This window comes from Alphaproteobacteria bacterium LSUCC0719, assembly GCA_040839025.1.
Taxonomy (GTDB): domain Bacteria; phylum Pseudomonadota; class Alphaproteobacteria; order Puniceispirillales; family Puniceispirillaceae; genus UBA8309.
In genome coordinates this window covers 64521-85566 of record JBFPJN010000006.1, presented here as the reverse complement: position 1 = coordinate 85566, position 21046 = coordinate 64521, and the positions used below count along the sequence as shown (strand labels likewise).

Here is a 21046-nt window from a genome sequence, read left to right as displayed (position 1 = left end):
ACGGCGACACCAGCTCAGCGCCCGGTGAATCGGGGCGCGCGCTTTTCAAGAAAGGCGGACACGCCCTCGCGATAATCAGCGGTCGTGCCGGCACGGGCCTGAAGCTCGGCCTCGCGGTCGAGCTGTTCCTCCAGCGTCGATTCGGTTGCTGCCAGAATGGCCTGTTTTGTCAGGGTCAACCCAATGGTCGGGCCGTTGGCAAGCTGGGTTGCCATATCGGTTGCCTCGGCCATCAGCATTTCGGCATCAACCGCCTTCCAGATCAGTCCCCATTGTGCTGCTGTTTCGCCGGTCAGCGGTTCCGCCAGCATGGCAAGGCCGCGTGCGCGCGCCGGACCGACAAGCTGGGTCAGGGTCCAGCTGCCACCGGCATCCGGAATCAGGCCGATACGGGCAAAGGCCTGCAGAAATTTTGCCTCTTTGGCCGCCACCACGATATCGCATGCCAGCGCAATATTGGCCCCGGCCCCGGCCGCCGCGCCATTGACGGCTGCGATGGTCGGTTTTGGCATGTCGCGGATCAGCCTGATATTCGGGTTGAAGAAGTTGCGCAGCGTTTCACCAAGATCAGGCACCTCGCCCTTTGCCGGATCGCGATCACCGAGATCCTGACCGGCGCAGAAGCCGCGACCGGCCCCGGTCAGCAGAACCGCACGACAGCTGTCATCATCCCGTGCTGCTTCAAGCGCTGCGCGAAAGGCAAGATGCATGTCCTCGTTGAAGGCGTTGAGCTTGTCCGGCCGGTTGAGCGTGATCGTTCTCAAAGGCCCATCTGCCGTCACCAGAATGGTATCACTCATAAGCTGTCTCCGCCTCGCTGTGGTGGGGTGATCAACCGCAGGGTTCCAGACTGCAGAGCCTAGGCAAGCCGGCCCATGACTGGCCAGCAAAAAATGTCCGCAGTTGTTCGCGGAGCTAACACGCACCCTGCTACCCACACTGGCACGCGCCCCGGCGCATGTCCCGGCACTCCCATAGATATAGTTACGGCTTTACATAGACTGACCGGTCGGTCAATAATAGTGACAGGATATGTGGAACCATAGGCGTCGTTCGGATACAGCACGTCGCCGCCACGTCTTTGCGTTAGGGACGTCTTTGCTTCAGGGGCATCTTTGCTTCAGGGGCAGGGGCGCGGAACAGAGAGCCAGCAAAGCCATGAGCCTGATGCAGGTCCAGTCATTTGTCGCCGGCAGGTGGGTAGCGCCAGAATCGGATCTGGCAACGCTTCACAACGCCTGTACGGGCGCTGTGATTGGCCATGCTGGCACCGCGGCGCCCGATGTCATGGCGATGTATCACCATGCGCTGGCAACAGGTGGGCCGGCTCTCCGCGCGATGAGCTTTCATGACAGGGCGCGCATGCTCAAGGCACTGGCGCAATATCTGACAGCCCGCAAGGACGAGCTGTATGAGTTGTCCTATCTGACAGGCGCGACCAAATCCGACAGCTGGATCGATATTGACGGCGGCATCGGCACGATGTTCGTCTTTGCCTCGAAAGGGCGGCGCGAAATGCCGGATTCGCGTGTCTATCTCGATGGCGATGTCGAAATGCTGTCACGGGCCGGCAGTTTTGTCGGCCAGCATGTCTACACGTCGATGCAGGGCGTGGCTGTTCATATCAACGCATTCAACTTTCCGGTCTGGGGCATGCTGGAAAAGCTGGCCCCGACATTGCTTGCCGGCATGCCGGCAATAGTCAAACCGGCCACCGTGACAGGCTATGTTGCCGAGGCGGCCTTTCGGATGATTCTGGAATCCGGCTGTCTTCCCGAAGGGGCGGTGCAATTCGTTTCCGGCAGGCTCGGCCCGCTTCTTGACAGGCTTGGCCCCCAGGATGCGGTCAGCTTTACCGGCTCGGCCGATACCGCGCTGGCGCTTCGCGGAACCGGAAACCTGCTTCGCAACTCGGTCCGGTTCGCGGCCGAACAGGACAGTCTGAATGCCACCGTTCTCGGTCCCGACGTGGCGTGCGGTGATCCGGAATTCGACCTGTTCGTCACCGAGGTGGTGACCGAAATCACCGCCAAGGCCGGCCAGAAATGTACCGCTGTCAGGCGGATTCTGGTGCCGGAGCCGCTTCGTGGTCCGATTGCCGAGGCGCTGTCTGCACGGCTTGGCGAGGTCACGCTTGGCGATCCGCGGCTGCCGGATGTCGGCATGGGCGCGCTTGCCGGGGCCGGTCAGAAACAGGATGTGCTTGGCACATGCGCGCTGTTTGCCGACGAGGCGCGCTGCATCATCGGCGGTGCGCCGCCGCAGCTTGCCGGCGAGGGGCTGGATGGCGGTGCCTGGATGGCGCCGACGATCTTTGACTGTGACGATCCGGATGCCGCGACCCACCTTCATGAAAGAGAGGCCTTCGGGCCGGTGGCCTGTCTGATGCCTTACCGCGACCCCGGCCATGCAGCGGCACTTGCCAATCGGGGTGGCGGGGCGCTTGTGACGTCGGTGATCACGCGGGACGAGACAGTGGCGCATCGGTTTGTTGCCGCCAGTGCCAGTCATCACGGCAGACTCTATTTCAACAATCGCGATTCGATGGCCGAGGCCACGGGCCATGGATCACCATTGCCGCACATGGTGCATGGTGGTCCCGGCCGCGCCGGTGGCAGCGAGGAACTTGGCGGCATCCGTGCGGTCAAACATTATATGCAGCGCACCGCCTTGCAGGGGCCGCCGGCTCTGCTGTCGGCCGCCGGTGAAACCTGGCTTGCCGGCAGCCCGACGCATCAGGGACCGGCGCATCCATTCCGCCGCAGGTTTGACGATCTGGAGCTTGGCGAGACGCTGGTCACACCGCCACGCCGGATCACCGCCGAGGATATAACGACGTTTGCCGATTTCACGGGCGACCAGTTCTATGCCCATACCGATGCCGCCGCCGCCGCAGACAACCCGTTCTTCCCCGGCATTGTCGCGCATGGCTATCTTCTTCTCAGCTTTGCCGCCGGTATGTTTGTCGACCCGGCGCCGGGACCGGTCCTGGCCAATACAGGGCTGAACGGGCTGAGCTTTGAAAAACCGGTGACCCCGGGGACCGACATCACCGTCCATCTGACGGTAAAGCGCAAGACCAGGCGCACCGATGAATATGGCGAGGTGCGCTGGCATGTTGAACTTCGCGATCACGAGGGCGACCTCGTGGCGCGTTACGAGCTGCTGACCATGGTGGCCATCTAGATCGGAAAGGACCAACGGCTATGTATTCGCAGGGACTGATCGGCGCCGACGGGCGCACTGTCGAGGATGAAGCGTTTCTCGCCCGCTTTCAGGCGCGGATCGACGATGAACAGAAGATCGAGCCGAATGACGAGATGCCGGAAGGCTATCGGCGCACCCTTGTCAGGCAGATCGGCCAGCACGCCCATTCCGAGATCGTCGGCATGCTGCCCGAAGGCAACTGGATCACCCGCGCCCCGTCGCTTCGCCGCAAGGCCTCGCTTCTTGCCAAGGTGCAGGATGAAGGCGGGCATGGCCTGTATCTCTATTCCGCTGCCGAGACGCTTGGTGTCAGCCGTGAACAGATGACCGAAGAGCTTCTTGACGGAACGGCGAAATATTCCTCGATCTTCAATTACCCGACCCTGAGCTGGGCCGATATCGGTACCATTGGCTGGCTTGTGGATGGCGCGGCGATCATGAACCAGATACCGCTCTGCCGTTGTTCCTACGGCCCCTATGCACGGGCGATGATCCGCATCTGCAAGGAGGAAAGTTTTCATCAGCGCCAGGGCTATGAGATCGTCATGACGCTGGCCCAGGGATCGCCTGAACAAAAGGCCATGGCGCAGGAATCGCTGAACCGGTTCTGGCAGCCGGTGCTGATGATGTTCGGCCCGCCTGACAGCGAATCCCGGAATACCGACCAGTCTGTAAAATGGAAGATCAAGCGGTTCACCAATGACGAGCTTCGCCAGAAATTCGTCGATGCCACGGTGCCGCAGGCCGAATATCTGGGGCTGACCATCCCCGATCCGGATCTGGCCTGGAACGAAGAGCGGCAAAGCTATGATTTCGGTCCCATCGACTGGGACGAATTCTGGCGTGTCGTCAAGGGCAATGGGCCGATGAACCGGGAACGGGTGGCGGCCCGCCGCAAGGCCTGGGATGACGGCGCATGGGTGCGCGAGGCGGCGCTGGCGCATGCTGCCAAACGGCAGGCGCAGGCGGCGGAATGACATCCGGTGGAGAGAGATCATGAATGACGATCGACAGAATCCAGCAGCTTCGGAGCTGATGCCGCTATGGGAGGTGTTCATTCGCCCCCGGACCGGCCTTGCCCATACCCATGTCGGCTCGGTACATGCCAGCGACGAGGTGATGGCGCTGCAGGCGGCACGCGATGTCTATACGCGCCGTGGCGAGGGTGTCTCGATCTGGGTTGTGCCGTCTGCCAGCATCACAGCTTCCGATCCCGACCAGCGGGACGAGAATTTTGATCCGTCGGCCTCGAAGATCTACCGGCATCCGTCCTTCTATGACATTCCCGATGATGTGGGTCACATGTAATGGCCGACCGTGACGATCTTCTGGCGCTTCTTCTGCGCATTGGCGATGACCATCTGATTCTGGGTCACAGGCTCAGCGAATGGTGTGGCCATGCGCCGATGCTGGAAGAGGATCTGGCGCTGCCGAACATGGCACTTGATCTGATCGGCACGGCGCGGATGTGTTATGGCTATGCTGCCGAAATCGAGGGCGATGGCCGCAGCGAGGATGATTATGCCTTCCTTCGTGATGGCACCGCGTTCCGCCATATGCTGATGGTTGAGCGACCAAATGGCGATTTCGCCTTCACCATTCTTCGCCAGTTCCTGTTTGCCGCCTACATGCACCCCGTCTGGGACGGCCTGACAGCCGCTGCCGATCAACGTCTTGCTGAACATGCCGGCAAGGCGGTCAAGGAAATGGCCTATCATGTCAGGCATGGCGGTGAATGGGTGGTGCGGCTTGGCGACGGCACCGAGGAAAGCGCTGACCGGATGCTGGCGGCGCTGGCTGATCTTGGTCCCTATCTGGGCGAGATGTTCGAGCGTGACGAGACGTCGGACAGGCTTGTCGCGGCCGGGCTGCTGCCTGATCCGGCTGTGGTCAGGGCGGCCTTTGACAGCACGGTTGCGCGGACATTTGCGATGGCGCAGCTGCCGCCACTTGATGTCACCGCCGGAATTTCCGGTGGCCGCAGGGGCCGTCACGGCGAGGTGCTTGGTCACCTTCTTGCCGAGATGCAGTTCATGCAGAGAGCCTATCCGGGGCTGACATGGTAGGGACCGACGACGTCATTCATGACCCGTCACTGGCGGTGGTGCGCGGCATCGCCGAATCTGTGCCTGATCCGGAACTGGTGGTGGTGACGGTTGGCGATCTTGGCATCATCCGCGACCTGCGCCGCGATGGTGGTGTGGTCGAGATTGACGTCACCCCCACCTATTCGGCCTGCCCGGCGACACTCGCCATCGAGCTTGCCATTGAAACAGCCGTTGCCAAGGCAGGATATGATGCGCGGATCAGACGTGTGCTGGCACCGGCCTGGACAACCGACTGGATTACCCCGGCTGGCCGGGAAAAGCTGAAGCAGGCCGGCATTGCACCGCCGCCGCGCCGCGCCGAAAACAGGCAGGATGCCAGTGAATATTTCGCCCGCCCGCAGGTTGCCTGCCCCCGCTGTGAGAGCCTTGATACAGCAGAGCTGTCCGCATTTGGTGCCACCGCCTGCAAGGCGCATTATCGCTGCCTGTCCTGTCGCGAGCCTTTTGATTATTTCAAGTGCCTCTGAAATGAGCCGGATCCCCCACAGATGAGTCCCAAGTTCCACCAGCTGACAATCAACCACATTGAGCGTTTCGGTGATTTTGCCGTGGCGCTCGGCTTTGCCGTTCCGGATGATCTTGTCGAGGCCTATCGCTTTGTCCCCGGACAGTATCTGACACTTCGCGCCGTCATTGATGGCGATGAGGTACGGCGTCCCTATTCCATCTGCACAACACCGCATGGCGGCCGGCTCGGGGTGGGGATCAAACATGTCGAGGGTGGCAGGTTTTCCGGCCACGCGCTGACCGGTCTTTCGGTTGGCGACAGGATCGATGTGATGACGCCCCAGGGTCGGTTCATCTATGCCGACCAGGATGATGGCGCGGCTGGCGATGTCCTGCTTCTCGCCGCCGGGTCCGGGATTACGCCGATCCTGTCAATCGCCGAAACGGCGCTGGCAACAGGTCATCCGGACACCCGCGTCACGCTTGTCTATGGCAATCGGACCACCGCTTCGATCATGTTCCGCGATCGCGTTGAAGATCTCAAGGACCGCTATCTCGAGCGCTGCCGCGTGCTTCACGTACTGTCGCGTGAACCCCGTGATACGGATCTGCTGAACGGGCGTGTCGATGCCGGCAAGATAGCGGCGCTTGTCGATGCCGGGTTGATCACGCCATCACATCTTTCGGCGGCCTATCTGTGTGGGCCCGACAGCATGATGACAGGCTGCCGCGATGCGCTGGCCGCTGCTGGCATGGATGGCGGTTTGATCGCCACCGAGCATTTTACCCCGGCTTCGCCACCCGCCGGGGCGCCCGCCAGCAGCCCGTCGTCAGGACAACCGGTTGATGATTCGCCGGCAGGTGACTGTATGGTTGAATTGCGGGCTGATGGCATCACCCGCAGCTTTGCCATGGATCCGGCCCGTCAGACCATTCTTGCCGCCGGTCAGGCCGCCGGGGTGGAACTTCCCTATTCCTGCGAGGCCGGCATGTGCTGTACCTGCCGCTGCCGACTTGTCAGTGGCGAGGTGGATATGGACGCGAATTACTCGCTTGAGCCATGGGAGATGGAGGCGGGCTTCATCCTGTCCTGTCAGGCGCGCCCGAAGACAGACAGTGTGAAGGTGGATTTCGACGCGGTCTGACGCCGGTCATCAGACAGCGTTTGCGCGATGCAGCCGTTGCGAGACGGCCAACCCGATCAGGATTGTCACCAGTGCCGCGACGAAATGGCCGGGAAGCGCCTCGCCAAGTATGCCGACACCAATCAGCACCGCCCACACTGGCACCTGATAATTGACCAGCGACAGGAAGGGCGGACCGGCACGTCTGATGATGATGGTCAGCAGAATCGTCGCAAGGCCGGTCGGCAGCAACGCCAGAAACACCATGCCAAGCCAGCTGCTGGTGCTGACCGCTGCTGGAAGGCCATGCACGATATAGGCAAGCGGCAGAATGCCGATGCTGGCGCATAACAGGCCGGCGGCCGCGAAGGTCAGCGTGCCGACAGGCGGGCACAGTCTGGTGATGATCGACCCGCAGGCATAGCAGCAGCTTGCCCCGACACAGGCAAGCTGGGCCATCAGCATCATGCCGTCACTGCTGTCTGCGCCCTGGCTGGTGGATGCGAACAGCCGGTCGCCCCCGACAAGCAGAACCACCCCGCCGAACCCGGTCAGAAAGCCGATCACCCGCGCCGGGCTGAGCCGCTCTCCGGGAACAAGAAAGTGACTCAAGGGAAGAACAAAGAGCGGCACCACCGCCATGGTGATTCCGGCAAAGCTGGAGGTAACGATCTGCTGTCCCCAGGACAGCATGCTGAAGGGGATCGCGTTGGTGAACAGACCCATGCCAAGACAGTGCAGCCAGATGCGACGCTGGGTGGCGGTCTGAAATCCGGGAAGCCGGTCACCTGTCAGATAGGCCACCCCGACAAGAAGTGCGGCGGCAAGCGAAATACGACCCGCCGCGACCCAAAGCGGCGGCAGACTTTCAAGGGCCACTTCTACGCCAAGGAATGCGGCGCCCCAGATCAGGCCGAGCATCGCCAGCAAACCCCAGTCGAGCAGGGCTGGTCCGGATCGTGGTGTCGGCATCAGGTGACCTTCCGGCGGGCGTGGAATACGGGCTGGTCCCAGCGCCGTTCGGCAAGAATGCCGGCCAGCCTGTCAACGGCATTCCAGACATCGACAAACCGCGTATAGAGCGGCGCAAACCCGAACCGCATAATGTCCGGGGCGCGGAAGTCGCCAATCACCCCTTCGGCGATAAGCGCGCTGATGATGGCATGGCTTGCCTCCGGGTGGGTGAATGATACCTGTGCCCCGCGCCGTGCCGCCTGCCGCGGCGAGATCAGCTGCAGATCGTGACCGGCGCATCGCGCCTCCACAAGGTCGATGAAATAGCCGGTCAGCTGCTGGGCCTTGGCATGGACGTCCTGCATCTCGATCCCGTCCCACAATTCCAGCGCCGCCTCCAGCGCCACCATGCTGATGATGGGGGGCGTGCCGCACAGATATTGCGTGATGTCACTTGCCGGCTGGTAACGGGAATCAAAGGCAAATGGATCGCGATGCCCGAACCAGCCGGTCAGCGGCTGTCCGGCACCGCCAAGATGATCGGGCGCGACATAGACAAAGGCCGGCGCGCCGGGGCCGCCATTCAGGAACTTGTAGCCGCAGCCAACTGCGAAATCGACGTCGCAGCCGGCAAGGTCGAGCGGCATCACCCCGGCGGAATGGGCCAGATCCCAGACCACCAGCGCCCCGGCCGAATGCGCGGCGCGCGTCAGCGCGGCCATGTCGTGAACACTGCCGTCCCGGTAATTCACATGCGTCAGCATCAATACCGCCACATCATCATCCAGAAGATCGGCGATGCTCTGTGGATGATCGGCATGGATCAGCCGGTGATGACCGCCGGTCTGCCCGATCACCCCTTCGGCGATATAGTTGTCGGTCGGGAAATTGCGGGTCTCGGTGATGATGTTGCGCCGCTGCGGGCGCAGCGCCAGCGCCGCTGACAGAACCTTGAACAGATTGACTGTTGTGCTGTCGGCAACAATGACATTGTCCGGGTCGGCACCGACAAGGGGGGCGATCGCGGCCCCGACGCGGCGCGGCGCGTCAATCCAGCCGGCGTCATTCCAGCTTCGGATCAGCCCGGTGCCCCAGTCATCGGTCACCGTTCTGGCGATCCTGTCCGGCACCGCGCGTGGCAACGCCCCCAGCGAATTGCCGTCAAGATAGATCACATCGTCCGGCACCATGAACCTGTCCCGAAGGCCGGCAAGCCGGTCCGCATTGTCGCGTGCGCGGGCATGCTCTATGCCAAGATCGGATCTTGTTTCAGGGCTGGGATCAGCAGGGGTGTTGACAGGCATGTCCGGATCATCGTGCCATGTGATGTTACTGGACAACAGGTAGCACGCGTCCCATATGTTTCCCATAACGAAAACAGGCTGGCCGACATCGGCTGGAATCCTCGGATGGAGATGAATATGGGATATGCAATGGCAGCAAAGGCACCGGGTGGCGCCGAGGTCATTCACCGGATCGAGATTGGCGACATCGCCCCGGCAGCGGGCGAGGTTGTGATCGAGCATGAGGCCATCGGCGTCAACTTCATCGATATCTATATCCGCACCGGTGCCTATCCCTGGCCTGTCGAAAAGGATCTGGTTCTCGGCAGCGAGGGTGCCGGGATTGTGACTGCTGTTGGCGCGGGCGTGACCCATCTGTCGATTGGTGACCGGGTTGCCTACACGCTGCCGAACGGGGCCTATGCCACACACCGCGCAATCAATGCCGACATGGTGGTCAGGCTGCCGGATGCCATTGCCAGCGACACCGCCGCCGCCATCATGCTGAAGGGGCTGACGGTTGCCTATCTCACCTCGCGAAGCTATGCCGTTGGCGAGGGTGACACGGTGCTGTTCCATGCTGCGGCAGGCGGTGTCGGGCTGCTTGCCGGCCAGTGGATGAAATCGCGTGGCGCGACGACCATCGGCACCGCCGGCGGGGCCGAGAAATGCGCGCTGGCGCGCGCCAATGGCTATGATCACGTCATCGATTACCAGAGCCGGGATTTCGCCGAAGAGGTGATGAAACTCACCGACGGCGCGGGCGTGGATGTGGTCTATGATTCGGTTGGTCGCGACACCATGGCAAAAAGCCTGAGCTGTGCCCGCCGTCATGGCACGGTGGTCAATTTCGGTCAGTCATCCGGTGCCTATACCGATTTCCAGATCAAGGATCTTGCGGCAGGTTCGCTCTATCTGACGCGGCCGACCCTGTTCCATTTCGCGACCGAACGCGCGTGGCTGGAATCGGCAAGCGCCGACATGTTTGCCAGGGTCGCCGACGGCACCCTGAATGTCAGCATCAACAACCGCGCGCCGCTGGAATCGGTGGCCGAAATCCATGCGGCACTTGCCGCCCGCCGGACAACCGGCTGCACCGTGCTGACGGTATAGGCCGTCAGGATTGTAATCATGCCCGGGTTGTCATATCCGGCTGGTCGCCATTGCCGCCGGTCGCCATTACGGTTGCCCGTCGTCCTCGCCTTCGGACAGGCTGGCCAGGTCTTCGGCCTGGGTGGCCTCTCCACATTCCCGGTAACCGGTATTGTGGCATTGTCTTGCCAGCGCCTGTGCGGCGGCGCGTTCGGCAGCTGTCAGACGCTGTGACAGGCGGTGCCGCGCCGCATCGGCCGGCCCATACCCGGCAGTGGTTGCCAGCAGATACCACATATAGGCCAGCAGATCGCTCTGCTGCACCCAATCTCCGGCCTCGTAATTCTCACCAAGAATGACAAAGGATTCGACCAGCGAATCCATCGCTGTGTCTGCTGTTTCCTGCGCCGCGGCATGCGTGCCGGCTGTCCCGGTCCACAGCGCCGCGAACAGCGCCGACAGGACCAGCGGCACTGGCAGGAATGGCAAACCCGGCACATGCCAACGCAGATGCCAGAATGGTTTTGATCTTCCGGTCATGGCCCAGTCTAGCCACCGGAAGATTAACAAATCGTTAAGACGAGCCTGTTGATAATCAGAAACTGCAGCCAGTCAGGCATATGCCAGCGATGGCGGCGGTGTCAGTCGCCGCAGTCCCGGTAATCGCTGGCAAGGCATTTCGCCGCCAGCGCCTGTGCCGCGGCGATCTGCGCCGGGGTCATTACAGCAGCTAGCCTGTCACGATTGCCCACCTCGTTCTGCGAGCGTGACGACTCTTCATCGCCCTGAGACGCGGCCAGATTGTACCACATATGCGCCAGCACATAATTCTGCGGCACACCCCGGCCCTTGTCATACATAAAGCCAAGATTGTATTGCGCGTAGGCATCGCCCTGTTCGGCGGCGCGGCGATACCATGTCGCCGCCTCGGCATAATCCTGCGGCACGCCCCGGCCGTTGTCATACATGAAGCCAAGATTGGTCTGCGCGTCGGCATGGCCCTGTTCGGCGGCGCGGCGGTACCATTTCATCGCCTCGGCATGATCCTGCGACACGCCCCGGCCCTCGTGATACATGAGGCCAAGATTGTGTTGCGCACTGGCATGGCCCTGTTCGGCGGCGCGGCGGTACCATGTCGCCGCCTCGCCATAATTCTGTGGAACACCCTGGCCCTTGCTATACATGAAGCCGAGATTGGTCTGCGAGTCGGCATCGTCCTGTTCGGCGGCGCGGCGGTACCATTTCACCGCTTCGCCATAATTCTGTGGAACACCCTGGCCCTTGCTATACATCTGGCCAAGATTGTATTGCGCACTGGCATAACCCTGTTCTGCGGCGCGGCGATACCATTTTATCGCCTCGGTTTGATTCTGCGGAACGCCCTCGCCTTTGTGATACATGACGCCGAGCCCGAACTCGGCCATTGCATCGCCCTGTTCGGCAAGCGGCAACCATTCGGCGATGGCAGATTCATAGTCACCCGCCATATACGCCTTCAGGCCGCATTCAAAATCATCGGCTGCGGCGCCCGGTGGCGATATCACGAGGAACAGCGCCAGAGCCAGCGCGGTCAGGCAAACACAAACACCATGTCGGAATGTCGATATCATCCCGATACTCTAGCCCGTGTCAGGCTAAGGGAACGTTAACGCGCCGGCTGTTGCCCATAAAAAATGCCCCGCCGCGAAGGCGAGGCATTTTCACATTATTGTTTGGCGCACCAGATGGCGCACCAGACGGCGCGGTTACGAGGCCAGCGGCTGGGTGCGCATGTCGGCAGGGTCGATCCCGGCGACGGCAACAGGTGCCTTCATCGCGTCGCGCCGGAACGGCTCGCCAAGCTCCTGGTTCAGCATCACCTCGATAAAGGTTGTCTTGCCATCCTTCATCTGCGCATCGACGGCGGTGTTCAGCGCGTCGGTCAGTTCCTGCTGTGAATGTACGACAACACCTTCCAGCCCGCACGCCTTGGCGACACCGGCATAGGAAACCTGCTCGTCAAGCTCGGTGCCGACGAAATTGTCATCATACCACAGGGTGGTGTTGCGCTTTTCCGCGCCCCACTGATAGTTGCGGAAGATGATCATGGTGATGGCAGGCCATTCCTCGCGGCCGATGGCCGACATCTCGTTCATCGAAATGCCAAAGGCACCATCGCCGGCAAAGCCGACAACCGGCACATCGCGGCGGCCGATCTTCGCACCCATGATCGACGGCAGACCATATCCGCACGGGCCGAACAGGCCCGGTGCCAGATATTTGCGGCCTTCCTCGAAGGTCGGATAGGCGTTGCCGATGGCACAGTTGTTGCCGATATCGGACGAGATGATGGCGTTCTTCGGCAGCGCGCTCTGGATTGCCCGCCAGGCCATGCGTGGCGACATCTTCTGCGGCTCGCGGTTGCGGGCACGCTCGTTCCAGGTGGTGCCCGGATCGTCATCCTCATGATCGATCGAGGTCAGTTCCTGCGCCCAGGCCGATTTGGTCTTGGCGATCATCTCGCGGCGGGCGGCACGGTCGGCGTCACCTGCATTCGGGGCCAGCTTGTCAAGCAGGCTGGCGGCAACCTGCCTGGCATCACCGACGATGCCGACGCTGACCGGCTTGGTCAGACCGATCCGGTCGGGATTGATGTCGACCTGGATGATCTTGGCGTTGCGTGGCCAGTAATCGATGCCATATCCCGGCAGGGTCGAGAACGGGTTCAGGCGCGTGCCCAGTGCCAGCACGACATCGGCCTTGGCGATCAGCTCCATGCCGGCCTTTGATCCGTTGTAGCCGAGCGGGCCGGCATGCAGCGGGTGCGAGCCCGGAAAGGCGTCATTATGCTGATATCCACAGCAGACAGGTGCGTCCAGCTGTTCGGCAAGCTTCATCGATTCGCCGATGGCGCCGCTGATCACCACACCGGCACCGTTCAGGATCACCGGGAACTTGGCTTCGGACAGCAGTTTTGCGGCCATGTTGATGGCATCGTCACCGCCGGACGGGCGTTCGAATTCCACGATGGCCGGCAGCTCGATGTCGATCACCTGGGTCCAGAAGTCGCGTGGCACGTTGATCTGGGCCGGTGCCGAGGCGCGCTTGGCCTGCAGGATGACGCGGTTCAGTGTTTCCGCGATCCGGACCGGGTCGCGTACCTCTTCCTGATAGGCGACCATGTCCTTGAACAGCGCCATCTGCTCGACTTCCTGGAACCCGCCCTGGCCGATGGTCTTGTTGGCGGCCTGCGGTGTGACCAGAAGAAGAGGTGTGTGGTTCCAGTAGGCGGTCTTGACCGGGGTCACGAAATTGGTGATTCCGGGACCGTTCTGGGCCACCATCATCGACATCTGGCCTGTCGCGCGGGTAAACCCGTCGGCCATCATGCCGGCATTGCATTCATGTGCGGCGTCCCAGAATGTGATTCCGGCCTGTGGGAACAGGTCCGAGATCGGCATCATCGCCGACCCAATAATGCCAAAAGCATTCTGAATTCCGTGCATTTGCAGGACTTTTACGAAAGCCTCTTCGGTAGTCATCTTCATGATGCGTCACCCCTTACGTCGGTTGTGGTCTTGCTTTGATAGTATGTTCTGTATGGTTGTGGGTCCGATATGGTAGTCCGCACACCGTCGCCCGTTTCCAGCTGGCGCCAGCACCGTCCCCCAATTCTGTCCCGGTTGGTAATCAATCGCAGGCATCTCGATCAAGCATTAGAGCCAGATAGACGGAAACATAGGTCCAGTTTGTGATGATGTCACTGGTGCCAAATGTCGCCCCGCTGTGGCGGTGGTTGCGTCGCCCTCGGCTTCACGATAGCGTCACAAGCTGACAATGTCGGCGAGCCGGGTTGTCCTACTGTCTGATTGCGATGTGTGAAGAGTGAGGAATCCCCTGTGAAGGTAACAAAGCTGGCGCCGGCGATGGGCGCTGAAATCACCGGTATCAATCTTTCCGAAAGTGATTTTTCGGACAATATGATTGGTGAAATACGGGCCGTCTGGCTGGAACACCACATGGTTGTGCTTCGCGATCAGAACCTGACCCCGCAGCAACAGCTGAAGCTGGCGCGGGCCTTTGGCGAGCCGGCCATCTATCCGTTTCTGGAAGGTGTCGACGGCATTCCCGAAATCACCGCCGTGCTGAAGCGCGAACATGAAAAGGTCAATTTCGGTGGCGTCTGGCACACCGATACCAGCTATCAGGACGAGCCGCCGATGGCGACAATGCTGCAGGCAATCGAACTGCCGCCGATCGGGGGCGATACGTTGTTTGCCAATCAGGAACTTGCCTATGACCAGCTTTCCGACGGGTTGAAGGCAACGCTTGAGGGGCTGCGGGTTGTCTGCGCCGCCAACAAGGCAAAGGTTGCCGCAACACGGACCGCGCGGATCGAGGAATCCGGCAAGGGAACGGATGTGAATGAACTGGTGGCGATCCATCCCGTGGTCCGCACGCATCCCGAAACCGGGCGTAAATCGCTTTATCTCAGCCCCGGACATGCCGTCAGCTTTGACGGCTGGACCGAAGAGGAAAGCGCCGGTCTTCTGGACTATCTGTTCCAGTTTCAGATGTCACCGGAATTCCAGTGCCGGCTCGGCTGGGGGGTTGGCGATATCGCAATCTGGGACAATCGCAGTACGCTTCACTATCCATTGAATGACTATCACGGGCACCGGCGTCTTCTGCATCGGATCACCCTGAAGGGCGACAGGCCGGTCTAGGGCTGTGACCCTGCACATATATATAGGGGGGGAATAGCGTGTGACCTGGCTCTGGATCTGGGTGACCATCGGGGCCGCGCTGTCGCAGACGGTACGAAGCACCTATCAGAAGAAGCTGAAGACACCGCTTGGCGACCTCGGGGCCAGCTATGTCAGATTTTCCTATGCCCTTCCCTTTGCCTGGATGTGGGTCTTCATCTATGGCAGTTGGGCCGGCGAACCGCTGCCAGCTCTGAACATACCGTTTCTTCTGTGGACCACCGTCGCCGGCGTGACACAGATCATCTTCACCGTGCTTCTGGTGACCCTGTTTTCGCACCGGTCCTTTGCTGCCGGCACCGCCTTTTCCAAGACCGAAGTGATCCAGGCAGCATTGTTCGAGGCGTTGATTCTCGGACATGTGGTCAGTTTTCAGGTCGGGCTGGCCATTTTTATCGGCGTTGTCGCGGTGTTCCTGCTGTCGCTGGCGAAAAGCAGCCTGACCCTGCGCAACCTGCTGGCCTCGCTTCTGACACGGCAGACGGCAATCGGTCTTGGCAGCGGTGCCTTCCTCGGTTTCTGCACGGTTGCCTACAAGGCGGCAAGTGATTCTCTGGAAAGCGACAATCTGGTTACCCGTGCCAGCATGACAGCCGGTGTGGCGGTATTGATTCAGGCGGTGCTGATGGGGCTGTGGATGTGGCGCCGCGCGCCGGACCAGTTGAAGGCAAGCTTTGTCCATTGGCGCGACAGCAGCATTGTTGGCCTGTCAGGGGCGATTTCGACAGCCTGCTGGTTCACCGCCTTTTCGCTATATGCCGTGGCACCGGTCCGCGCCGTTGGCCAGATCGAACTGCTTCTGGCGCTGGCGATCTCGTTCTTCTATTTCCGCGAGCGTCCCTCGGGCCGTGAATTGTTCGCGATGCTGCTGTTGGCGGTGTCGATCATCATGGTGCTTCTCGGGTAAATATTGCCACCTCCGGCTGCCATCCGCCGCGACAAATGTGCTCAAATCGTCACATCTGCCCAAAATTGTTTGGCGCGTGGTGATTCTTTGTTCATACTCTTCCGCTCAACGATGACTTCAGGATTTTCTCGGAGGAAACCAAATGTTCATGAAGCATGGTATTGTGGCAGGCATCGCCCTTGCGGTCAGCCTTGCGACGCCAGCTATGGCAAAGGTCGAGGGTGACACCATCATCCTCGGATCAGCAATTTCACTAACTGGTAAATACGCAACCAACGGTCTGCATACGCAGCGCGGTTACGATTATGCCGTCAAGGTGATCAACGAAGCTGGTGGCGTGACGGTCGGTGGCAAGAGCTACAAGCTCGCCGTCAAATATTACGATGATGAATCGACCCCGGCTCGTGGCGCCCAGCTTGCAGAGCGTCTGATCCAGCAGGATGGCGTCGAATATATGCTTGGGCCATACAGCTCGGGCCTTACCAAGGCAATCGCGCCGGTGTCTGAAAAGTTCGGTGTGCCGATGGTCGAGGCAGAGGGCGCATCGCGCTCGCTCTTCACCCAGGGCTACCGGTATCTTTTTGGTGTGCTGTCGACCACTGACCTGTATCTGCCGGCTGCCATTGAAATGGCTGCAGCAAGCACCAATGATCCGACCAAGCTTCGTGTAGCGGTAGCTTTCGAGGGAGACCCGTTCACCGCCGACATTCGTATTGGTGTTCTGGAAAAGCTTGCGGAATTCGGCATGCAGGTGATTGTGGACGATCAGCTTCCTGCCGACCTGTCAGACATGTCGACCACGCTGACCAAGGTCAAGGCACTGAAACCCGATATGCTGATTGTGTCTGGTCACTCAAAGGGTGCCGCCACGGCCGTGCGTCAACTTGATGAAATGAAGGTGAATGTGCCAATCGTCGCGTTGACACACTGCGAGGCCGCCAAGGTTCAGGAAAAGTTCCCGAAGACGGCGACCGGTCTTCTGTGCCCGACGCAGTGGGTGGAAACACTGTCCAAGTCTGACAAATATTTTGGAACGGCAGCCGAATGGAATGCCGGCTTCAAGGGTGACTATGGTGAGTTCTACCCAACCGAGGTGCCCTACCAGTCGGCTCAGGCTTCGGCCGCTGTGATTGTCTTCAAGGAGGCATTCGAGGCTGCCAACAGTTTTGACAAGGACAAGGTGCGCGACGCCATTTCGGCAGTCGAGATGGAAACCTTCTATGGTGACATCAAGTTCTCCGAGGCTGGCAACAATATCGCCAAGCCGATGTTCATGCGCCAGATCCAGGCCGATGGCTCATACAAGCTGGTTGAAAAGTTCAGCGATATGATTTTCCCACGCAACGTGGCGTACTAAATCATCCGATCCTTTTGCGGGGGGGAGCCAATGGCTTCCCCCCGTTTCAAAATAGACACCTTAATCAATAATTTCTGACAACCCCCTGACAAATCACTGTCTCTTGAAAAGAGGAAATCATGTGGGATGATCTACAGCTGTTGCTGGTATGGGCGCCCGTCGTCAATATACAGCTCATTTTGGAAGGCGTGTTTATCGGTGCCATTTTTGCACTGAGCGCATACGGTCTGGCCCTCGTCTGGGGTGTGATGAACATCAAGAACCTGGCGCAGGGTGATTTCGTGATCATGGGCGGGTATATGGCGTTTGCACTGCACCAGATGCAGGTGCCGCTGCTGGTGATCCTGTTGATCGTGGTGCCTGTGATGTTCTTTTTCGGATGGGCTGTCTATGTATTGATGATTAGGCGTATCCTTGACCAGGACATGTTTGTGTCGCTGCTGGCAACCTTTGGTCTGTCACTGGTGATGCAGCAGATGATCAATCAGATCTTTGGTCCGGAGGTGCAGACGATTGATATGCAGCTTCCGGTCTTTGATGCGTTTGATGGCATGGTGACTGTGCCGTCATCCAAGCTGCTGGCGCTTGGTTTGGCGGCCTTCATTGCGGTGTGCGTGGTGTTCTTCATGAAGCGTTCGCGCATGGGGCAGGCAATCAGGGCCACAGCGCAGGATCCGCGTGCGGCGCGTGTGCTGGGCATTAACACCGACCGCGTCTATGCCTTTACATTCGCCTTCAATTCAGCCTTGTGTGGGGCGGCGGGTGTTCTTGTCTCGATTATCTTCGTGATCCAGCCCTTTTACGGAATCACCTATTCGATGGGGTCGTTTGCCATCGTCACGGCGGCTGGCCTCGGCAATTTGCCAGCGGTGATTGTTTCGGCCTTTGGTATCGGGCTGTTCACGAAATATTGTGGCTTCTTCGAATCCGCCCTCGAATATGCGGCACCCGTTGGTGTTTTGCTTTCGGTCCTGATGTGGCGGCAAATTTCAATGCGTCGTAACAGGCAGGTGGTACGATGAAAGACAAGAATTCTCTGGCGATTTACGGCGGTCTCGCGGTATTGGGCATTCTGGGGCCGGTTCTGTTCCCGGCCTATACCCTGTCCATCGCCTTTCTGTGGGTGATGGTACTGATGGCCACCACCTGGGATACGCTTGGTGGCCAGATGGGGTATAACTCGCTTGGCAACATCACCTTCTTTGGTGTGGGGATGTATGTCTCGGCCATTGTCCAGATTGCGTTCTTCTATGAAGGTGGCGTCGGCGAATACACCTCGGCGATGGGATCGATCAAACCCGAATTCACCGCCGCCGAATATTTCTGGGGGTTGTTCTTCGGAATCATCGCGGCCGGTATTGTCGGGTTGCTGTTGTCGTTGCTGTTCAGCTCGTTCATGTTTGGACTTCGCGGGCCATATTTCGCGATTGGCTCGCTTGGCCTGGCAATTGCCGCGGCTGAAATCACCATCACAATAGATTATGTTGGCGGCCCGTCAGGCATTCAGATGCCGCTGTTTCCGGGTGATATCGAATTCCGGTCCACTTTCTTCTACCTCATATGCTTCGGGTTCGCGATCGCCGCACATTTCCTGTTGCGCTGGCTGTATTCGACCCAGTTCGGACTGGCGAGCAACGCCATTCGCGATGACGAGGACAAGGCCGAGGCGATGGGTATTCCCACCCTGGCCTACAAGCGGATTGGCTGGGCCATAGCTGCCTTCTTCATGGGCTGCATCGGTGCTGTAGTGGGCAATATGATCGGTTTCATCGACAAGGAAGTCGCCTATCCGATTCCGACCTTTGGCATCTTCATGGTCGCAGCGGCGCTGCTTGGTGGCAAAGGCACTCTCTGGGGCCCGGTTCTGGGGGCCATCGTCTTCCATGTGATCAAGGATACGGCCTGGACCCTCCTTCTTGGGTTCCAGTGGATAGCGCTCGGGCTGCTGTTGATTATCAACATCGTTTATTTCCAGCAGGGTATCATGGGTTGGTTGCAGGGCAAGTTCCCGGAACGGTTCGGTATCGTTGTCGATTCCTCGAACGTCACCGATGCGGATGAAAAGGGAGCTGCATGATGTCGGATTCGATCATTAAAGTAGCAAATGTCTCGAAATCCTATGGCGGGGTGAAGGCGAATGTCGACATCTCGATGGGCGTCGAGCGCGGATCGATCACCGGCATCATCGGGCCGAATGGCTGTGGCAAGACCACGCTGTTCAACTCGATTGTCGGCTATCATCCCATAGACAATGGCTCGATCCAGTTCGATGGCCAGGAGATATCGCATCTCCGGGTGGGTGATATCGCCCGTCTCGGCATGTTGCGGACCTTCCAGCAAACCCGCATCTACGGCAAGATGAACTGTGTCGACAACATGCAGATTTCGATCTCGCATCGCGAGGATTCGAACTATTCGATGTTTGCCAGCCGCAGCGGTGAGATCAAGGATCGGGCCGAACATCTGCTGGAGTTTGTCGGGCTCTATTCCAAGCGCAATCTGATCTCGGGTGACCTGTCATTCGGTCAGCAGAAGCTGCTTGAGTTTGCGATGGCGCTGATGAACGAGCCAAAGGTACTGCTCCTTGACGAGCCGACGGCGGGGATCAATCCGACCCTGATCAACGGTCTGATCGACAGGCTGCGCCGTGCCAATGAGGAGCTGGGGATCACCCTGTGTGTGATTGAACACAACATGCGAGTGATCATGAACCTGGCCTCGCATATCTACTGTCTTGCCAATGGCCGCATGCTGGCTGATGGCACACCCGAAGAACTGCAGAATGACCAGCGCGTCATCGACGCCTATCTTGGAGGACATTGATGGCCGAGGACGAAAAGGCAAAAGCCGTAAAGAAGCCTGCCGCTAAGAAAGCTGCTAAGAAAGCCGCCAGGAAGGCTGCCGCCAAAAAGACGGTTGCCAAAAAGGCCGTGGCGAAAAAGGCTTCAGTCAAGGGTGCCGCCAAAGCAGGCGGCGTCAGCGGCTATGGTAGTGGCGGCGTCGATGTTGTGATGTCGGTTGATCAGGTGGCCAAGGAAGCCGCCTCGATCGCGGCCAACGCGCCGACGGTGGGTGAACTCGACTCGATGGTCGACGGCGATACCTTCCTGACGATCAACAACCTTCGCGCCGGTTATGGCAAGATGGAAATCCTGCATGATTTCAACATGCGGATCGGGCGGGGGCAGTCGCTCTGCCTGATCGGGCCGAACGGCGCTGGCAAATCGACAGTGCTGCATTCGATCTTCGGTTTCACCAACATCTTTTCCGGAAGCATCATTGTCAACGGCAAGGATGTGACAGCACTGACGCCATCGCAGAAACTTGCCGAAGCCGGCATCGCCTATATCCTGCAGGACAAGTCGGTATTCCCGCAGATGACTGTTGAGGAAAACCTGCTGATGGGCGGGTTCCTGAAGAACAAGCCTGCCGAGGCGAAAGCCGCGGCCGAGCAGGTGTTCTCGAAATACAGTCGTCTTGCCGACCGGCGGGACAAGCCTGCCGGTGTGCTGTCGGGTGGCGAGAGACGCCTTCTGGAGATTTCGCGGGCGCTTGTGATGCAGCCACAGGTGCTGCTTGTCGATGAACCGTCAATCGGGCTTGAGCCTCGGTTCATCGATATGGTTTTCGAAATTCTCGATGATCTTCAGCGCAAGGATGGCAAGACCATCATCATGGTTGAACAGAACGCGAAAAAGGGTCTGGCCTTCGCCGATCTCGGCTATGTGCTTGTGTCTGGCGAAACGGCCATCGCCGGCGATGGTGACGAACTCCTCGAAAACCCGGATGTTGGTCGCCTGTTCCTTGGCGGCTAGGCGGTTC

Annotated in this window: 20 protein-coding genes; 14 read left to right on the top strand and 6 right to left on the bottom strand. The window is 59.8% G+C overall.

The window, feature by feature from the left end; translation table 11 throughout:
• Positions 1 to 14 precede the first annotated feature (14 nt).
• Positions 15 to 800: a 2-(1,2-epoxy-1,2-dihydrophenyl)acetyl-CoA isomerase PaaG gene (gene paaG / locus AB3X55_11410; protein ID MEX0504193.1), complete on the bottom strand. Its 786-nt coding sequence runs from the start codon at positions 798 to 800 to the stop codon at positions 15 to 17.
• Between the two features lie 358 nt (positions 801 to 1158).
• On the opposite strand from paaG, the gene paaZ reads away from it, so the two are divergent.
• The 6 genes from paaZ to AB3X55_11380 are packed head-to-tail and all read left to right on the top strand — an operon-like array spanning position 1159 to position 6907.
• The gene (gene paaZ, locus AB3X55_11405; protein MEX0504192.1) at positions 1159 to 3186 is read left to right on the top strand and encodes a phenylacetic acid degradation bifunctional protein PaaZ; all 2028 of its coding nucleotides are present in this window, start codon (positions 1159 to 1161) and stop codon (positions 3184 to 3186) included.
• A 20-nt stretch (positions 3187 to 3206) separates the two neighbouring features.
• A complete protein-coding gene (paaA, locus tag AB3X55_11400; protein ID MEX0504191.1) occupies positions 3207 to 4184 on the top strand; it encodes a 1,2-phenylacetyl-CoA epoxidase subunit PaaA in 978 nt (325 codons plus the stop codon).
• A gap of 19 nt (positions 4185 to 4203) precedes the next feature.
• On the top strand, positions 4204 to 4515 hold the full coding sequence (paaB, locus tag AB3X55_11395; GenBank protein ID MEX0504190.1) for a 1,2-phenylacetyl-CoA epoxidase subunit PaaB: 312 nt from the start codon (positions 4204 to 4206) through the stop codon (positions 4513 to 4515).
• A complete protein-coding gene (gene paaC / locus AB3X55_11390) occupies positions 4515 to 5273 on the top strand; it encodes a 1,2-phenylacetyl-CoA epoxidase subunit PaaC (protein MEX0504189.1) in 759 nt (252 codons plus the stop codon). Before paaB ends, paaC begins: the two co-directional genes overlap by 1 nt.
• The gene (gene paaD, locus AB3X55_11385) at positions 5267 to 5782 is read left to right on the top strand and encodes a 1,2-phenylacetyl-CoA epoxidase subunit PaaD (GenBank protein ID MEX0504188.1); all 516 of its coding nucleotides are present in this window, start codon (positions 5267 to 5269) and stop codon (positions 5780 to 5782) included. The genes paaC and paaD overlap by 7 nt, the downstream gene beginning before the upstream one ends.
• A 21-nt stretch (positions 5783 to 5803) precedes the next feature.
• Complete coding sequence (locus AB3X55_11380; protein ID MEX0504187.1) at positions 5804 to 6907, top strand: 2Fe-2S iron-sulfur cluster-binding protein; 1104 nt, start codon at positions 5804 to 5806, stop codon at positions 6905 to 6907.
• Positions 6908 to 6916: 9 nt separating this feature from the next.
• On the opposite strand, the gene AB3X55_11375 is transcribed toward AB3X55_11380, so the two are convergent.
• Both AB3X55_11375 and kynU read right to left on the bottom strand, forming a co-directional pair.
• Positions 6917 to 7858 carry a DMT family transporter gene (locus tag AB3X55_11375; GenBank protein MEX0504186.1) on the bottom strand — a complete coding sequence of 314 codons (942 nt, stop codon included), beginning with the start codon at positions 7856 to 7858 and terminating at the stop codon, positions 6917 to 6919.
• Positions 7858 to 9144 (bottom strand): kynureninase, encoded by a 1287-nt coding sequence (gene kynU, locus AB3X55_11370; protein ID MEX0504185.1) that lies wholly within the window; start codon positions 9142 to 9144, stop codon positions 7858 to 7860. The genes AB3X55_11375 and kynU overlap by 1 nt, the downstream gene beginning before the upstream one ends.
• 129 nt (positions 9145 to 9273) lie before the next feature.
• On the opposite strand from kynU, the gene AB3X55_11365 reads away from it, so the two are divergent.
• Entirely contained in the window at positions 9274 to 10236 is a 963-nt protein-coding gene (locus AB3X55_11365; GenBank protein MEX0504184.1) for a quinone oxidoreductase, read from the top strand.
• Between the two features lie 66 nt (positions 10237 to 10302).
• Here AB3X55_11365 and AB3X55_11360 read toward each other — a convergent pair whose 3' ends face one another.
• The 3 genes from AB3X55_11360 to xsc form a co-directional block, all read right to left on the bottom strand.
• Complete coding sequence (locus tag AB3X55_11360; protein MEX0504183.1) at positions 10303 to 10755, bottom strand: hypothetical protein; 453 nt, start codon at positions 10753 to 10755, stop codon at positions 10303 to 10305.
• Positions 10756 to 10856: 101 nt separating this feature from the next.
• Positions 10857 to 11825: a tetratricopeptide repeat protein gene (locus tag AB3X55_11355; protein MEX0504182.1), complete on the bottom strand. Its 969-nt coding sequence runs from the start codon at positions 11823 to 11825 to the stop codon at positions 10857 to 10859.
• A 135-nt stretch (positions 11826 to 11960) separates the two neighbouring features.
• Positions 11961 to 13742: a sulfoacetaldehyde acetyltransferase gene (gene xsc / locus AB3X55_11350; protein ID MEX0504181.1), complete on the bottom strand. Its 1782-nt coding sequence runs from the start codon at positions 13740 to 13742 to the stop codon at positions 11961 to 11963.
• A gap of 351 nt (positions 13743 to 14093) precedes the next feature.
• On the opposite strand from xsc, the gene AB3X55_11345 reads away from it, so the two are divergent.
• The 7 genes from AB3X55_11345 to AB3X55_11315 all read left to right on the top strand — a co-directional run bounded on the left by AB3X55_11345 (position 14094) and on the right by AB3X55_11315 (position 21039).
• Complete coding sequence (locus AB3X55_11345) at positions 14094 to 14921, top strand: TauD/TfdA dioxygenase family protein (GenBank protein ID MEX0504180.1); 828 nt, start codon at positions 14094 to 14096, stop codon at positions 14919 to 14921.
• Between the two features lie 40 nt (positions 14922 to 14961).
• Positions 14962 to 15867, top strand: a complete 906-nt coding sequence (locus AB3X55_11340; GenBank protein ID MEX0504179.1) for an EamA family transporter — start codon at positions 14962 to 14964, stop codon at positions 15865 to 15867.
• A 148-nt stretch (positions 15868 to 16015) separates the two neighbouring features.
• Positions 16016 to 17224 carry an amino acid ABC transporter substrate-binding protein gene (locus AB3X55_11335; GenBank protein MEX0504178.1) on the top strand — a complete coding sequence of 403 codons (1209 nt, stop codon included), beginning with the start codon at positions 16016 to 16018 and terminating at the stop codon, positions 17222 to 17224.
• A gap of 119 nt (positions 17225 to 17343) precedes the next feature.
• Entirely contained in the window at positions 17344 to 18246 is a 903-nt protein-coding gene (locus tag AB3X55_11330; GenBank protein ID MEX0504177.1) for a branched-chain amino acid ABC transporter permease, read from the top strand.
• Positions 18243 to 19301 carry a branched-chain amino acid ABC transporter permease gene (locus AB3X55_11325; protein MEX0504176.1) on the top strand — a complete coding sequence of 353 codons (1059 nt, stop codon included), beginning with the start codon at positions 18243 to 18245 and terminating at the stop codon, positions 19299 to 19301. The genes AB3X55_11330 and AB3X55_11325 overlap by 4 nt, the downstream gene beginning before the upstream one ends.
• Entirely contained in the window at positions 19301 to 20047 is a 747-nt protein-coding gene (locus tag AB3X55_11320; protein ID MEX0504175.1) for an ABC transporter ATP-binding protein, read from the top strand. The genes AB3X55_11325 and AB3X55_11320 overlap by 1 nt, the downstream gene beginning before the upstream one ends.
• A gap of 263 nt (positions 20048 to 20310) precedes the next feature.
• A complete protein-coding gene (locus AB3X55_11315) occupies positions 20311 to 21039 on the top strand; it encodes an ABC transporter ATP-binding protein (protein ID MEX0504174.1) in 729 nt (242 codons plus the stop codon).
• The last annotated feature ends 7 nt before the right edge of the window (positions 21040 to 21046 follow it).

Excerpts from the sequence above, each read along its gene's own strand:
- AB3X55_11325 (MEX0504176.1), top strand. The coding sequence starts at position 18,243 with ATGAAAGACAAGAATTCTCTGGCGATTTACGGCGGTCTCGCGGTATTG.
- AB3X55_11365 (MEX0504184.1), top strand. The coding sequence starts at position 9,274 with ATGGCAGCAAAGGCACCGGGTGGCGCCGAGGTCATTCACCGGATCGAG.
- paaG (MEX0504193.1), bottom strand. The coding sequence starts at position 800 with ATGAGTGATACCATTCTGGTGACGGCAGATGGGCCTTTGAGAACGATC.
- AB3X55_11375 (MEX0504186.1), bottom strand. The coding sequence starts at position 7,858 with ATGCCGACACCACGATCCGGACCAGCCCTGCTCGACTGGGGTTTGCTG.
- paaB (MEX0504190.1), top strand. The coding sequence starts at position 4,204 with ATGAATGACGATCGACAGAATCCAGCAGCTTCGGAGCTGATGCCGCTA.
- AB3X55_11380 (MEX0504187.1), top strand. The coding sequence starts at position 5,804 with ATGAGTCCCAAGTTCCACCAGCTGACAATCAACCACATTGAGCGTTTC.
- paaZ (MEX0504192.1), top strand. The coding sequence starts at position 1,159 with ATGAGCCTGATGCAGGTCCAGTCATTTGTCGCCGGCAGGTGGGTAGCG.
- AB3X55_11315 (MEX0504174.1), top strand. The coding sequence starts at position 20,311 with ATGGTCGACGGCGATACCTTCCTGACGATCAACAACCTTCGCGCCGGT.
- paaC (MEX0504189.1), top strand. The coding sequence starts at position 4,515 with ATGGCCGACCGTGACGATCTTCTGGCGCTTCTTCTGCGCATTGGCGAT.
- AB3X55_11320 (MEX0504175.1), top strand. The coding sequence starts at position 19,301 with ATGTCGGATTCGATCATTAAAGTAGCAAATGTCTCGAAATCCTATGGC.
- AB3X55_11360 (MEX0504183.1), bottom strand. The coding sequence starts at position 10,755 with ATGACCGGAAGATCAAAACCATTCTGGCATCTGCGTTGGCATGTGCCG.
- AB3X55_11330 (MEX0504177.1), top strand. The coding sequence starts at position 17,344 with ATGTGGGATGATCTACAGCTGTTGCTGGTATGGGCGCCCGTCGTCAAT.
- AB3X55_11355 (MEX0504182.1), bottom strand. The coding sequence starts at position 11,825 with ATGATATCGACATTCCGACATGGTGTTTGTGTTTGCCTGACCGCGCTG.
- paaA (MEX0504191.1), top strand. The coding sequence starts at position 3,207 with ATGTATTCGCAGGGACTGATCGGCGCCGACGGGCGCACTGTCGAGGAT.
- paaD (MEX0504188.1), top strand. The coding sequence starts at position 5,267 with ATGGTAGGGACCGACGACGTCATTCATGACCCGTCACTGGCGGTGGTG.
- AB3X55_11335 (MEX0504178.1), top strand. The coding sequence starts at position 16,016 with ATGAAGCATGGTATTGTGGCAGGCATCGCCCTTGCGGTCAGCCTTGCG.
- xsc (MEX0504181.1), bottom strand. The coding sequence starts at position 13,742 with ATGAAGATGACTACCGAAGAGGCTTTCGTAAAAGTCCTGCAAATGCAC.
- kynU (MEX0504185.1), bottom strand. The coding sequence starts at position 9,144 with ATGCCTGTCAACACCCCTGCTGATCCCAGCCCTGAAACAAGATCCGAT.